This window comes from Acetatifactor aquisgranensis (assembly GCF_943193215.1).
Lineage (GTDB): Bacteria > Bacillota > Clostridia > Lachnospirales > Lachnospiraceae > Acetatifactor > Acetatifactor aquisgranensis.
Window position 1 is genome coordinate 24291 of record NZ_CALPDH010000023.1, and the last position, 14123, is coordinate 38413.

Below are 14123 nucleotides of genomic sequence, written 5' to 3' on the forward strand. Positions count from 1 at the left end.
AACAGCCGTAGAGGACGAAGTTGCACATACCATCCGCCAGCGGTCAGAATTGGACTGGCTGGTGTATAACGACCCGATTGGGCATGCTGACCTGATATTGAACGGAGACCCCTGAGCAATATCTGACAGCTGTTACGGGGTGAGGAAAAAATAAGAAGTTGACAACTATTACGGTTAGTGATATTATATTTACAGTAACCGTAATAGAGAGGTGATGCTATGAGAGATAACGCGAAGGGTGGTGCGCTAACCGAGGTGACGTTCTATATTTTACTCTCTCTGTTCACGTCAAAACATGGATACGCGATTATGCAATTTATTGAAGAAAGGACAGGTGGGCGTTTAGCTTTAGGAGCAGGAACATTATACGGAGCATTAAATACTCTCGAAGAAAAGGGCTGGATTTCACTATACGGGAACAGCGAGGGCAGAAAAAAAGAATATCTCATCACTGATCTCGGCAGAGAAATTGCCACAAAAGAACTAGCAAGGTTGCAGGAATTGACGCAGACAGCGGTAAAGATAATCGGAGGGATTTATGAGTAAGAAGTGCTATCGCTATTATGGCAGCCTGCTCGTATCGCAGGCAAACTGGCTTAACAAGATGGCGGAAAAGGGATACAGACTGATCCGCACAGGAAAAATGCTTTATGAATTTGAGGAATGTACCCCTGGGCAATATCAGTATTGCGTTGGATTTATTGGGCAGATGTCAAAGGAGAGTGCCGCAGACTACGCCCGCTTCCTGGAGGATGTCGGCTATCGCGTGTTCTTCAAAAATATCAACCTCAACTGGAATGTGGGAAAAGTAGTAGTACGTCCTTGGGCTGAGCAGGGAGGACGGCTTGCCACAAACAGCACCACATTCAACCGGGAGCTGCTGATTGTTGAAAAGGAGACTGACGGCAAGCCGTTTGAATTGCACACCACCTATGAGGATAAGGCCAACTATTGCAAACAGATGCGCCGTCCATGGCTCTATCTGTTTCTTGTGTCTGTGGTATTGGGCATCCTGATGCGTACATGGGTATGGGGTGTTTTTGGCGCTATTTCTGTAGTCGGATTGCTTATGTGTCAAATCGAATTGCTCCGGCTGAACAAACAAGCAAAAACAAAGGAGTGGTGAATATGAAAGCCAAGCGAAATAAGAAAATGATAATTGCAATAGCAATCGCTGTTGTTGCGCTTATCATTTTGGGATATTTTATTATGCGATTTTTTGCAAAACGCGGACAGTCATCGGGAGAAATATTCTTATACGGGGAAGAACACTCTGTCGAAAATATTTTAGAAAAAGAATTTGAATTGTGGTCATCATATTATCAAAATGACGGTGTGCGGGATCTCTTTGTAGAACTTCCGTATTATACAGCAGAGTATATGAATTTGTGGATGAAGTCCGATGACGATGACATTTTGGATTCGCTATATCAAGATTGGGCTGGAACGGCTATGTACTCTCAAGAGGTTGTCAATTTCTACAAACGAATTAAAAATGAATGTCCGGAGACTGTTTTTCACGGAACAGATGTTGGTCATCAATATGATACGACAGGAAAACGCTTTCTGGAATACCTTGAGTCCATAGGACAGCAACAGTCCGAGCTGTACCGGCTGTCACAGGCAAACATCGAACAAGGGCAATATTACTATCAGCATTCCGATAACGCATATCGCGAAAATACAATGGTTGAAAACTTTATTCGAGAATTTGACAGTTTGAATGGTGTCGATGTGATGGGGATATACGGTTCAGCTCACACCAACATAGAAGCGATGGCTTATGCAACAAATTCCGTTCCCTGCATGGCAAATCAGCTTTACAAAAAATACGGTAACGCGTTGCATACGGAAGATTTGACTTCACTGGCTCTCAATAATGAGGCATCTCGGACTGATACCATCCAAATTGGGGAGAAAGAGTATACTGCACTATATTTTGGAAAGGTAGATTTATCAGCAGTTTTTCCCGACTACCAATACAGGGAATTTTGGCGCTTAGAAAACGCATACGATGATTTCAAAGATAATTCCACGACTGGAAATGTCTTACCTTACAACAATTATCCGATGGAAGTTGAAACGGGTCAGGTATTCGTAATTGACTATACAAAGACGGATGGCTCTGTTGTGAGAGAGTATCACCGTTCAGACGGGAACACATGGCAAGGTTCTCCCGCCACAGAAGAATTTGTTGTTGATTGAATCGATTTTAATTGGCAAAGTGGTTGTTTATATACAGCCGCCCTCAAAACGCAAGTAACGACTTTTTCGGCAGATTATCTGCGTCACAAGCCCTGATATATTTCATTATCTGCTCCGCAAATAGCTTGCCCACCATCGTATCCCACTCCGCCAGCCGGACAATCACCGCTGTGCCGTTCTCAAAATCAAACTGAATCTCGCCCCACCCGCCGTCGCAGTCTGCCTGATACTCATAGACTGCGGCGGCGATTTTCTTTTTTATCCGCTTCACTGACTTCCGCCGGAGCCTGATGGCGTGGAGCGTACCAGCCTCCACCAGCAGGACGGTCAATTTCTCCACTGCCCGCCGATACGCTCTCTCCGCGCCGCTGGCGGTGCTCCCCTCAAACATTATCGCCAATTCCTCAAAGGGCTTGCGTTTGGATATTGGACTGACCCGGCCACAGGTCATGCAGATGGCGTTTGGAACCATGCCTGTAAAGCGTTCATAACGCCGGTTGAGCTTCTGCTGAATCATTCGGATTGTAGGGGAACCACTATTCACAAGCTTATACTGGTCTATATCATATATGCCAGTGCTGTATCCCTTACACCAAAGCGCACCCTGGATGATGGCAACAATGTTGTATCCAGGTTTGTTCCTATAAGTTGTATTCAAATAAATTTGGGTCTTTCTAACCATCTCATCCATAATCGAATCTCCTTTTTAAAATTTTTATTGTTTCATAACCGGTTATGTATATATAAAAGAAAATCTTCAGAAGAATGTAAACCACAATATTAATAAAGGCTACTGTTGCATATCATTTCTACACAACAATAGCCTTTATCACATTATGTCAGAAGCCAGCGTCCATAGCCTCTCCTTATTGCCCGGCCAGCCACTCGTCAAGCTGTCTCTGGTTCTCCTCGATGATGGTGCTCATCCCTGCATTCTCCAGATCGTTCAGGAATTCGGGAAGAACGGTATCCACATCTACGGTGCCATACTCTAACTGTGTCAGATACTTGGCGATTACATTCTTGACTGTGGACTGCTCTGTCTCTACGCTGCTGGCATCGAACTTATAGCCGTATACCTTGGAGGTATGGGCAACGGTCTCTGCCAGATAGTCCTCGCGCTGCTGATAGATATCAGGTGTGGTAGGCGGGCTGATGTACCACTGTGCACCATCACCCCATACGCCGAACATGTTGGTATACTTCTTCTCAGCGCTTCCGTTGAATTCGATTACGCCGTTTTCGGCATCGGTAATGGTGTAATCCTCACCCTCCACGCCGTTGGCGAGAACATTGGAAAATTCTCCGTCAGTGAACAGCAGATTCAGCACTTCCATTGCTTTCTCGGGATTCTTTGCATTGGTAGGGATGAAGAACAGAACGCCTGTATACACGTTTGTGGTCATCCATGTAGGACACAAATCAATCTGTACAACTTCGGTACCGCTCTCCAGCTCAGTATTTTCTCTTGTACCGGGAGTGCTCATACCAATACAGGTTGCAGCCTTACCTGCGTCGAACAAGTCACCGCCGCTTTCATCGGAGGTAGCCGCATCTTTGGAAATATAGCCCGCCTGATACCATTTCCTCATCCAGTCCAGGTACTCGCGGTATTCCTCTGTGGCATAAAGGTTCTCCACTGTGGTGTCGTTGAGGGCATCCACTACCACACCGCTGGATTCCCCGACGCCCAGGTTGTCATAATTCTTTACAAAGAAGAAATTTGATTTAGTCCTGTCCTTACCGGATACGCCGAGGGCCGTGTACTCGGGGAACTTCTCATAAATCTGAGAAAGCAGGCTGTCCAGCTCCTCATATCCGATGTAGCCTTCCAGGTCGATACCCTCGGTGTCCAGCTGGTCAAGGACATCCTTGCGGATATAGAGCGCGCCGCCGTTGCCGGGCGCTGACGGAATGGTAGGGATGCCGTAGAGCTGGCCCTTGTATCTTCCTGCGCCCAGGAAAGACTTCTCCTTATCTTTCTCCAGCATGTCCTTTCCGCACTCGGCAATCAGGTCATCAAGGGGCTGGAACCCCCCCGCATTGATCATTGACAGATAATCCTGGAATACGGTGCAGATGATATCCACATCCTCGCCTGACGCAAACCACTTATTGTAAGTAGCGGCCTCGTCCGCATGAGCTACCGGCACCAGCTCGATATTGCAGCCTATTTTTGCCAGAGACTGCTCGTTCAGAGCCGCCTCCACGCGGTCAAGCCCGTCGGGCTCCACGCCGCCCGTGATGTAGGTCATCCTTACGGTAACAGCATCTCCTGCTGCAGCCGGCTGCTCATCCTGGCTCTCCTGATTTTCCTCCTCGGAACTGCTCTCCTGCTCTCCGCCCTGTTCCTCTGCGGAACTCTCGGATGTACTGCCGGCGCTGCCGGAATTTCCGCCGTCACCGGATCCGCAGGCTGTCAACAGTACGGCACTCATTGCCAGCGCGAGAATTTTTGTAAGCAATCTTTTTTTCATACTTTCCTCCTTTTTCCTCTTGTCCACTGTTTACTATTTATAAATCACTTCCGCAGTAAAAATGCATTCCCGCAAAAGCCATTTATCAAAAAATATTTTCCTCCTAGCCCTTTACCGCTCCCAGCGTGATACCCTTTACGAAATATCTCTGGAAGAACGGATAAATGATCAGCATGGGCAGCACGCCCAGCACGGCGATGGCCATACGCGCCGTCAGGGTAGGGATATCTGATTTGTTGATGTAAAGGCCGCTTCCCGCCATGGATGTCAGCGCCGCGATATTGCTGTTAATGGCATTCAGCACGTTCTGGATGGAGTACAATGAGGGGTCGTTCAGGTAATAGAGTCCGTTCGTCCAGTTGTTCCAGTAAGCCAGTGCCATCATCAGTCCCACCGTAGCCAGGATGGGCTTTGACAGCGGCAGAACAATCAGCCTGAAAATCGACATCTCGCTGGCGCCGTCCAGCTTTGCGCTCTCCAGCAGAGATTCCGGTATACTGGTAGAGAAATAGTTCCTCACCAGCATCACCTGGAACGCATTCACCAGCAGGGAGGGAACAATCAGCGCCCAGATGGTATCCGCGATGTGCAGATATTTTGTATAAATCAGATAGGTGGGCACCAGGCCGCCATTGAACAGCATGGTGAATACCACAAAAAAGTTGAAAAATCCTTTTCCCGGAATATCCTTGGTGAGACCATACCCCAGCAGGGAGGTGACGGACAGGCCGATGGCAGTTCCCACCAGAGTGGTAAAAATGGTGATGCCATAGGCGCGGAATATCATGGTGCTCTGCTGCATGATGTACTGATAGGCCTCTGTGCTGAACTGCGTCGGAAGAAAGCGGAATCCCGATACGATTGCGGCTTTTTCATCCGTCAGCGAGGAAGATATCAGCAGGACAAAGGGCAGCACCGACATCAGGCTCAAAATCGTCAACACTATATGCGCAATGATGCGTATTCTTTTTTCGTCTTTTCCTGTCATGGCTTCCCCCTCCTAGAACAGTGCGCTCTCTTTACTGTATTTACGGACAATGGCATTGGCCGCCAGCACCAGCACAAAGCCTACAATGGACTGATAAAAACCTGCCGCCGAAGACAGTGAGATATTTCCCTGCTGCATCAGCGCGTTATACACATATGTATCGATGGTCTGGGTCACATCGTACAGCGCGCCCGAGTTTCTGGGCACCTGATAGAAGAGACCGAAATCTGAATAAAAGATGCTTCCTATATTCATGATCAGCAACGTGATGACTGTTGATTTCAGCAGGGGAAGGGTAATATACTTTATCTGCTTCCACTTCCCGGCTCCGTCTATCCTGGCCGCCTCATAGTACTCCTTGCTGATTCCCACAATGCTGGACAGATAGATGACCATGGAGAATCCTACGCTCTTCCACAGATACGCGAACACCAAGAGAAAGGGCCAGTACTTTTTCTCCTGATACCAGACGATAGGCTCTTTTCCCAGCGGCCCCAGGATGCTCTGGTTCACCATTCCCGTCTCGGCGCTGAGGAAAGCGAATACCAGGTAGCTTACGATGACCCAGGATATCATGTAAGGAAGCAGAATCAATGTCTGATAGGCCCTGCTGGCGAACTTCGCGGTGACCTCATTAAGCAGGATGGCCACCGTGATGGATACCACCGTTCCCACCACAATGAAAGCCAGATTGTACAGCACCGTGTTCTTCGTCATGTTCAATGCCTCGGAGGAGGCGAACAGATAGCGGAAATTGGAAAATCCTGCCCAGTCGCTTCCAAGGATTCCCTTGTTCCAGTTAATCTTCTTGAACGCGATTACCAGCCCGAACATAGGCGCATAATTGTTGACCAGCAGATAGATAATTCCCGGAAGCATCATACAGTAAATCGGCAGGGCGTTCTTCCAGTTTCTCTTCTTCTTTTTCTTCATCCTCGTCCTTCCCCTCCAGTTGCGGCAAATATTACCAGCAGATAGACAATCCGGCGTATATTTATGCTCCTTCTATTGTCATATTTAAAGCCGCCATATTTAATACAGTGCCTTTATTATATGCATTATAGCCAAACAATAATAGAACTTATCCGAACAAAAATGGCAATTTGCCGTTCAATCCTGCAAATTGCCATTTTCTCTGCTGCCCTCATCCTGTATGAACTCCCGGGGCGTCATTCCGTATCTTTTTTTAAATACCTTTGTAAAATAGCTGTAATTATCGTAGCCGCACTCATAGGCGATTCTCGACACCGAGGCATGCCCCGCTTTCATCAGCTCCGCGGCCAGGAACATCCTTTCCTCCACGATGTAATCCCCTATGCCGGTTCCCTCCTCCCGCTTGAACAGCTTCGACAGATAGTCCGCCGAAATGCAGAACCGCTTGGCCATCTGTTCCACCCGCAGATCCTCCTTCAAGTGCAGGGTGATATAGGCTTTCACCTGGCAGATCAGCTCCTTTTTGTTGACCGTGGAAAGGGGCGATTCCTGCTCCTTCGATATCTGTTTCATCCACTCCCTGCCGAAAGCCTGGTATCTGTCATTCTCCTGACGTGCGGCAATCTCCCGCTTTACGCCCCGGAGCTTCTCTTCCAGCTCCCCATAGATGATAGGCTTTACGATAAAATCCCGGCACCCCAGCGAAACTGCCCTCTTGGCATAGTCGAATTCCTCATGGCATGTCATGATCAGACTCACGGTTCCCGGATATTTTCCCTTGAGCCACTCCAGAAAATCCAGTCCCGATCCGTCCGGCAGTTCAATGTCGCAGAGCACGATGTCAATCCTGACCGCATCCAGCTGCCTGACAGCCACCTCCAGCGAAGTAGCCTGGCAGACCGTATCGATTCCCGCCTCTTCCCAGTCCACCCCTGCCATGATTCCATTGATGATTTCCTTCTCATCCTCCACAATCAGCAAATTCATCTTTTCCTCCACACATGCGGACAGCTCCGCCTCACGCTTCTATATGAGGAAATTCCATCCAGACCTGCGTCCCCTCCCCCTTTCGGGAAGTAATCCTGAAATTCGCTTTTTCCCCATAAAAACTGCGGAGACGCTTCTGGCAGTTCCAGATTCCCACATGCTGCCCCCTGCTGTCCTCCACGATTTCTCCCGCCAGAACCTTCTGCACCAGCCCGGTGTCCATTCCTCTTCCGTCATCGCATATGGCGAGGCGAAGCATCTCTTCATCTCTCCGCAGTATGACGAAAATCTCTATTTCCTTATCCGGCCTAATCGCATATTTCGTACTGTTTTCAACGAAATTCTGTATTATCAGAGGAGGTATCAGCTCCTCCATCAACTCCTCGTCTACATCGTACATGACATAAAAGGCATCCGGGTGACGGACTCTCTGTACCTGACTGTATGTCTTGACAAACTCAAGCTCAGACCGCACCGTGACGAATTCCGAGGCATTGCGCAGGGCATACCGGAAATACTTGGACAGATTGTAAGTAAAGTCCCTGATTTCTTCTGTCTTCTGGTTAAAGGCAAGGCTGTGTACCACGCTGAGGGAATTTAAGAGCAGATGGGGATTTATCTGAAGCTTTAAATTGATCAGCTCCTCCTTTTCCTTTTCCAGCTTCAGTTCGTAAGCTTCTATCTTCAGGTTCTGGCTGTAGTCCAGCATGTGGTTGAATGCCTGTTCAATATCGCAGAACTCCCTTGTGTCGGAAAACTTCTGGATTCGGTAGTCAATGTTCCCATTCAATATTTCCTGCATGGCAGAGGAAACCTTGCGCATGGGAATCAGGAACCACCTCTTAATGGCGATCAGGAAGACAGGAATGAATCCTGCCAGCAGAAGTGTCATGGACATCAGCAGCTTGTCCCTGAAAGAGATTCCATTCCGCATGGTGTCCTCCGGGAAATAGAGCCTGAGATTCACCGGCATCACGGAAAACTCCTTCTCCAGCATAGCATAACCGGATTTATCCGGAATTTCTCCCTCCCCCAGAAATATTTCCTCCCCACTGCCCAGAAACGAAAGTGTCAGGATATCATCCTGCCCCAAACCCGTCCTGAGCTGTGCCTGCAATTCGTTCAGATATATCACAAATCCAATCTCAAGAAAAGAATTCCGATATCCGGAAATCAGGTATTTTCCTTCCTCACACTCAATCACGCAGGGCTGTATATAGGGCTTGTCCAGAGGAATCCTGAGCTGCAGATATTCCTGAGCGTCAATGGGAATCTGGTCCTTTCGTTTTGACATATAGATATCATCGTTATTGAATACATATACGTAGAACCCCGACACCAGCGGAAAATAGCTCATCAGGTTAGACAGCTCGTCATTCAGCCAGACTCTCGCCTGCTGATATCTCGTGCCTGTTATCTCCCGCCGCAGGGCCGCATAGGAATTGTCCGTATACAGCAGCAATTTCAGATAATTCTCCACTCCTTCCAGGCTCGTATCATACTGTTCCACCAGAATATTCATGCTGGTCTGTTTCGCGTTCAGCACCTGCTTGCTGGCCACCTCGAAATTAAAGTGGCTGGCCGCCAGAGACAAGCCTGCCGCCGGTATACTGATCAGCAGGAACAGAGAAAGTATCTGAAATCGAAAGGTATCTGTATAACGTTTCACTTTATTACTCCTTAGATACTGTACCCGCCAACTCCCCACAGCAAAGCGCAAGCCGTCACTGACGCATAAGGACGGCAGTCCTGATTTCATTCCTCAAAGAAATGATTCTCCCTCAATGCCTTTATATATCTGGTCAGCGCATCCTGCCAGGAGGGCAGTCTCTCAAATCCGTTCCGGGTCAGCTTCTCCTTGTCCATCCGGCTGTTGGCCGGTCTCTTGGCCTTGGCTCCGTACTCTTGTGTCGTCACCGGCACCACATTCATCTCAATGCCCGCCTCCCTGAAAATCGCGCAGGCAAATTCATACCAGGAACAGATTCCCTCGTTGGTGGCATGGTAGACACCATACTTATCCGTGAGCACCATATCTACCAGAAGCTTTGCCAGATCGTAAGTATAGGAGGGCGATCCTATCTGGTCATTGACTACGCGGATTGTATCATGGTTTTTAGACAAATTAAGCATAGTCTTTACGAAATTCTTACCGTTTATGCCAAAGGTCCAGGTCAGTCGGACGATGAAATACTTCTCCAGAAGCTCCTGCACCGCCAACTCTCCCTCGTACTTCGTCATGCCGTACACACTCTGGGGATCGCAGGCGTCCTCCGGTTTCCAGAACGCGGTGCCCTCGCCGCCGAATACATAGTCCGTGCTGATATGCACCATTTTGATATCCAGTTCCTTGCAGACCCTGGCTATGTTCCTGGGTCCCTCGGTATTCACTTTTCGGCAGAGCTCCTCATGCTCCTCCGCGGCATCCACTGCCGTATAGGCGGCGCAGTGGATGACAGCGTCCGGCGCGGCCTCCCTGATGACCTTGTCCACGCTTTCCGCATCCGTCACATCCATCTCCTCGATGTCCACGCCCACTGCCTGGATCCCCCGCTTTTCCAGCTCGTTCACCACATCATAGCCCAACTGTCCCTTTACTCCCGTTACCAGAATCTTCATATTCGTCTCCCTTATCTGTTTTTTTATACGACAAGAGGGTGCCGTCCTCTCAACCACACCCTCCTGCCTTTACAGCAGCTTCCGCTGTCTTATTCTATATCTTCCGAATCCACGTCTTCCAAATCTGTCCCTTCCAAGTCGTCCTCCGGCTCTTCCCCGAAGTCCTCGTCCTCTTCCATGTCTTCCTCGAAATAGGTATCCTCAATCTCTTCGATTTCGTCCACCTCATCCAATCCGGCTTCTTCCGGAATGCTGCCTGTCTCCTCCCCGCTTTCCCCGGGGACAAACTCCTCTTCTTCCCCAAGCTCCTCAAAGGAAATGTTCTTTACCTCATCCGTATTCAGCCTTGTGTTGCGGTAGCGCTTCATGCCGGTACCCACAGGTATCAGCTTACCGATAATCACGTTCTCTTTCAGACCGATCAGATTGTCCACCTTCCCCTTGATGGCGGCCTCTGTCAGGACTTTCGTGGTCTCCTGGAACGAAGCGGCCGACAGGAACGAATTGGTGGCAAGGGCGGCCTTGGTGATACCCAGCAGTACCTGCTTTCCTTCCGCGGGCTCCTTGCCTTCCGCGATCAGGGCCTCGTTCATATCCTCGTACTCCAGGAAATCTACCAGCGTCCCGGGCAGGAACTCTGTGTCTCCGCTGTTCTCGATGCGCACCTTTTTCAGCATCTGGCGTACGATGACCTCGATATGCTTATCCGCGATGTCCACGCCCTGCAGACGGTACACTCTCTGAACCTCCCGAAGCATGTAGTCCTGCACGGAACGGATGCCCTTGATTTTCAGCAGGTCGTGGGGATTTACGCTTCCTTCTGTCAGCTCGTCGCCGGCCTCCAGCACCTGGCCGTCCAGCACCTTGATGCGGGAACCATAGGGAATCAGGTATGCCTTGCTGTCGCCGGTCTCATCGTTAGTGATGACTACCTCCCGTTTCTTCTTGGTATCGCGAAGCTCCGCCTTGCCGCCGAATTCCGCAATGATCGCAAGACCCTTAGGCTTTCTGGCCTCAAACAGCTCCTCTACACGGGGAAGACCCTGTGTGATATCGTCGCCTGCCACACCGCCGGTATGGAAAGTACGCATGGTCAGCTGTGTTCCGGGCTCACCGATGGACTGGGCGGCAATGATGCCTACCGCTTCACCCACCTGAACGGCTTCACCGGTAGCCATGTTGGCGCCGTAGCACTTAGCGCAGATTCCCACATGGGAACGGCAGGTGAGAATGGTACGGATTTTGATGGCCTCGATGGGCTCGCCCTTCCCGTCCACGCCCATGCTCAGAATCCTGGCCGCACGGCTGGGAGTGATCATATGATTGTGCTTTACGATCAGCTCCCCGTCCTTATCGTAAATATCCTCACAGGAATATCTTCCCGTGATTCTGTCTTTCAGACCCTCGATGGTCTCCTTGCCGTCCATGAAAGCTTTCACCGTCATGCCGGGGATTTCCGTCCTGCCCTCGCTGCAGTCCACCTCGCGGATACTCAGCTCCTGGGATACGTCAACCATTCGCCTGGTCAGGTACCCGGAGTCAGCGGTACGCAGCGCCGTATCGGACAGACCCTTGCGGGCGCCGTGGGCCGACATGAAATACTCCAGCACGTCCAGACCCTCACGGAAGTTGGACTTGATCGGCAGCTCGATGGTACGGCCTGTGGTATCGGCCATCAGACCGCGCATGCCTGCCAGCTGCTTGATCTGCTGGTTGGAACCACGGGCGCCGGAGTCAGCCATCATGAAGATATTGTTATATTTATCCAGACCTGCCAGCAGCACGTCCGTCAGCTCTTTATCGGTCTCATTCCAGGTCTCCACCACCGCGCGGTAGCGCTCTTCCTCCGTAATCAGACCTCTGCGGAAGTTGGTGGAAATCTTATCCACTGTAGCCTGGGCCTGGGACAAAAGCTCCGGCTTCTTCGCCGGCACTGTCATGTCAGAGATGGATACCGTCATGGCAGCCTGGGTGGAATACTTGTAGCCGATGGATTTCACATCATCCAGCACCTCCGCGGTCCTGGAAGCGCCGTGGGTATTGATGACTTTCTCCAGAATCTTCTTCAGGCCCTTTTTGTCCACATGGAAATCCACCTCCGGCTTCAGGAAGTTCTCAGGTACGCTCCTGTCTACGAATCCCAAATCCTGAGGCAGGATTTCGTTAAAGATGAAACGTCCCAGCGTAGACTCCACATTGCCGGTGATGATTTCACCCTCCGCATTCTTCTTGGACACTCTCACGTTGATCCTGGAATGCAAAGTACAATATTTATTCTCATACGCCAATATAGCTTCGTTCACACTTTTAAAGAACTTGCCCTCACCCAGCGAACCAGGTCTCTCCTGGGTCAGATAGTAGATGCCAAGCACCATATCCTGGGACGGCACGGCCACGGGACCGCCGTCGGAGGGCTTCAGCAGGTTGTTGGGCGACAGAAGCAGGAAACGGCATTCTGCCTGGGCCTCCACGGAAAGAGGAAGATGCACTGCCATCTGGTCTCCGTCAAAGTCGGCGTTGAACGCGGTACATACCAGCGGGTGCAGCTTGATGGCCTTACCCTCTACCAGAATGGGCTCAAATGCCTGGATGCCCAGCCTGTGCAGTGTCGGGGCGCGGTTGAGCATCACGGGATGCTCCTTGATGACCTCCTCCAGCACGTCCCAGACCTGATTGTCCATCTTGTCCACCAGCTTCTTGGCGTTCTTGATGTTCTGGCTGATGCTCTTTGCCACCAGCTCTTTCATCACGAAAGGCTTGAACAGCTCGATGGCCATCTCTTTGGGCAGGCCGCACTGATAAATCTTCAGCTCCGGTCCCACCACGATAACGGAACGTCCGGAATAGTCCACGCGCTTGCCCAACAGGTTTTGACGGAAGCGCCCGGTCTTACCTTTGAGCATGTCGGACAGGGACTTAAGTGCCCGGTTGCCGGGGCCTGTGACAGGACGGCCTCTGCGGCCATTGTCGATCAGGGCGTCCACGGCCTCCTGCAGCATACGCTTCTCATTGCGGACAATGATGTCGGGAGCGCCCAGCTCCAGCAGTCTCTTCAGACGGTTATTTCTGTTGATGATTCTTCTATATAAGTCATTCAGGTCGGAGGTGGCGAATCTGCCGCCGTCCAGCTGGACCATGGGACGGATGTCGGGAGGGATGACAGGGATGACGTCCATAATCATCCATTCAGGCATATTGCCGGACTCCCTGAAAGCTTCCACCACTTCCAGCCTCTTGATGATGCGGGCGCGCTTCTGGCCGGAGGAATCCTTCAATCCGGTCTTCAGCTCTTCCGCCTCTGCCTCCAGGTCAATGGCCTGCAGAAGCTCTTTGATGGCCTCTGCCCCCATGCCCACGCGGAATTTATTTCCATAAGTCTCCCTTGCGTCCTGGTATTCCTTCTCGGACAGAATCTGCTTATAGTCCAAGCCGGTCCCGCCGGGATCCAGCACGATATAGGACGCGAAATAGAGCACCTTCTCCAGCACTCTGGGGGAGAGATCCAGAATCAGTCCCATCCTGCTGGGAATCCCCTTGAAATACCAGATATGGGACACCGGCGCCGCCAGTTCGATGTGGCCCATGCGCTCTCTGCGGACGCTGGACTTTGTGACTTCCACGCCACAGCGGTCGCAGACCACGCCCTTGTATCTGATTTTCTTGTATTTTCCGCAATGGCACTCCCAGTCCTTGTTGGGTCCGAAAATCTTCTCGCAGAACAGGCCGTCCCTTTCGGGCTTCAGCGTCCTGTAGTTAATGGTTTCGGGCTTCATTACCTCGCCATGGGACCATTCGCGAATCTTATCAGGTGAAGCTAAGCCGATTTTGATAGCGTCAAAAGTCATTGGCTGATATGCCGTTGCTTCATTCTTTGTTTCTGACATTAATGGCACTCCCTTCTATTTTTCCTGCCG

The 14123-nt window shown here is 50.5% G+C and carries 12 protein-coding genes; 4 read left to right on the forward strand and 8 right to left on the reverse strand.

Translation table 11 applies throughout. The annotated features are described in order from the left end of the window. The first annotated feature begins 49 nt into the window (after window positions 1–49). The 4 genes from NFS35_RS29375 to NFS35_RS18880 all read left to right on the forward strand — a co-directional run bounded on the left by NFS35_RS29375 (window position 50) and on the right by NFS35_RS18880 (window position 2205). Entirely contained in the window at window positions 50–115 is a 66-nt protein-coding gene (locus NFS35_RS29375) for a DUF6061 family protein (RefSeq protein WP_330640365.1), read from the forward strand. A 104-nt stretch (window positions 116–219) separates the two neighbouring features. After that, complete coding sequence (locus NFS35_RS18870; RefSeq protein ID WP_251208648.1) at window positions 220–546, forward strand: PadR family transcriptional regulator; 327 nt, start codon at window positions 220–222, stop codon at window positions 544–546. After that, on the forward strand, window positions 539–1126 hold the full coding sequence (locus NFS35_RS18875; RefSeq protein ID WP_251208649.1) for a DUF2812 domain-containing protein: 588 nt from the start codon (window positions 539–541) through the stop codon (window positions 1124–1126). Before NFS35_RS18870 ends, NFS35_RS18875 begins: the two co-directional genes overlap by 8 nt. A gap of 2 nt (window positions 1127–1128) precedes the next feature. After that, window positions 1129–2205, forward strand: a complete 1077-nt coding sequence (locus tag NFS35_RS18880; RefSeq protein WP_251208650.1) for a hypothetical protein — start codon at window positions 1129–1131, stop codon at window positions 2203–2205. 43 nt (window positions 2206–2248) lie between these two features. On the opposite strand, the gene NFS35_RS29380 is transcribed toward NFS35_RS18880, so the two are convergent. From NFS35_RS29380 to rpoC, 8 genes are all read right to left on the reverse strand, one after another. Continuing rightward, window positions 2249–2896 carry a hypothetical protein gene (locus tag NFS35_RS29380; RefSeq protein ID WP_330640352.1) on the reverse strand — a complete coding sequence of 216 codons (648 nt, stop codon included), beginning with the start codon at window positions 2894–2896 and terminating at the stop codon, window positions 2249–2251. Between the two features lie 175 nt (window positions 2897–3071). Further along, window positions 3072–4682, reverse strand: coding sequence for an ABC transporter substrate-binding protein (locus NFS35_RS18890; protein WP_251208651.1), 1611 nt, complete (start codon window positions 4680–4682; stop codon window positions 3072–3074). 103 nt (window positions 4683–4785) lie between these two features. Further along, window positions 4786–5670: a carbohydrate ABC transporter permease gene (locus NFS35_RS18895; protein WP_251208652.1), complete on the reverse strand. Its 885-nt coding sequence runs from the start codon at window positions 5668–5670 to the stop codon at window positions 4786–4788. 12 nt (window positions 5671–5682) lie between these two features. Further along, the gene (locus NFS35_RS18900; RefSeq protein ID WP_251208653.1) at window positions 5683–6603 is read right to left on the reverse strand and encodes an ABC transporter permease; all 921 of its coding nucleotides are present in this window, start codon (window positions 6601–6603) and stop codon (window positions 5683–5685) included. A gap of 177 nt (window positions 6604–6780) precedes the next feature. Beyond that, on the reverse strand, window positions 6781–7590 hold the full coding sequence (locus NFS35_RS18905; protein WP_251208654.1) for a response regulator transcription factor: 810 nt from the start codon (window positions 7588–7590) through the stop codon (window positions 6781–6783). A 31-nt stretch (window positions 7591–7621) separates the two neighbouring features. After that, a complete protein-coding gene (locus tag NFS35_RS18910; RefSeq protein ID WP_251208655.1) occupies window positions 7622–9259 on the reverse strand; it encodes a sensor histidine kinase in 1638 nt (545 codons plus the stop codon). A gap of 86 nt (window positions 9260–9345) precedes the next feature. After that, window positions 9346–10209: a dTDP-4-dehydrorhamnose reductase gene (gene rfbD, locus NFS35_RS18915; RefSeq protein WP_251208656.1), complete on the reverse strand. Its 864-nt coding sequence runs from the start codon at window positions 10207–10209 to the stop codon at window positions 9346–9348. 89 nt (window positions 10210–10298) lie between these two features. Next, the gene (rpoC, locus tag NFS35_RS18920) at window positions 10299–14093 is read right to left on the reverse strand and encodes a DNA-directed RNA polymerase subunit beta' (RefSeq protein ID WP_251208657.1); all 3795 of its coding nucleotides are present in this window, start codon (window positions 14091–14093) and stop codon (window positions 10299–10301) included. Between the last annotated feature and the right edge of the window lie 30 nt (window positions 14094–14123).

Bases quoted from the DNA above. Each gene is read 5' to 3' on its own strand.
- NFS35_RS18870 (WP_251208648.1), top strand. From the start codon at position 220: ATGAGAGATAACGCGAAGGGTGGTGCGCTAACCGAGGTGACGTTCTAT.
- NFS35_RS18875 (WP_251208649.1), top strand. From the start codon at position 539: ATGAGTAAGAAGTGCTATCGCTATTATGGCAGCCTGCTCGTATCGCAG.
- NFS35_RS18880 (WP_251208650.1), top strand. From the start codon at position 1,129: ATGAAAGCCAAGCGAAATAAGAAAATGATAATTGCAATAGCAATCGCT.
- NFS35_RS29380 (WP_330640352.1), bottom strand. From the start codon at position 2,896: ATGGATGAGATGGTTAGAAAGACCCAAATTTATTTGAATACAACTTAT.
- NFS35_RS18890 (WP_251208651.1), bottom strand. From the start codon at position 4,682: ATGAAAAAAAGATTGCTTACAAAAATTCTCGCGCTGGCAATGAGTGCC.
- NFS35_RS18895 (WP_251208652.1), bottom strand. From the start codon at position 5,670: ATGACAGGAAAAGACGAAAAAAGAATACGCATCATTGCGCATATAGTG.
- NFS35_RS18900 (WP_251208653.1), bottom strand. From the start codon at position 6,603: ATGAAGAAAAAGAAGAAGAGAAACTGGAAGAACGCCCTGCCGATTTAC.
- NFS35_RS18905 (WP_251208654.1), bottom strand. From the start codon at position 7,590: ATGAATTTGCTGATTGTGGAGGATGAGAAGGAAATCATCAATGGAATC.
- rfbD (WP_251208656.1), bottom strand. From the start codon at position 10,209: ATGAAGATTCTGGTAACGGGAGTAAAGGGACAGTTGGGCTATGATGTG.
- rpoC (WP_251208657.1), bottom strand. From the start codon at position 14,093: ATGTCAGAAACAAAGAATGAAGCAACGGCATATCAGCCAATGACTTTT.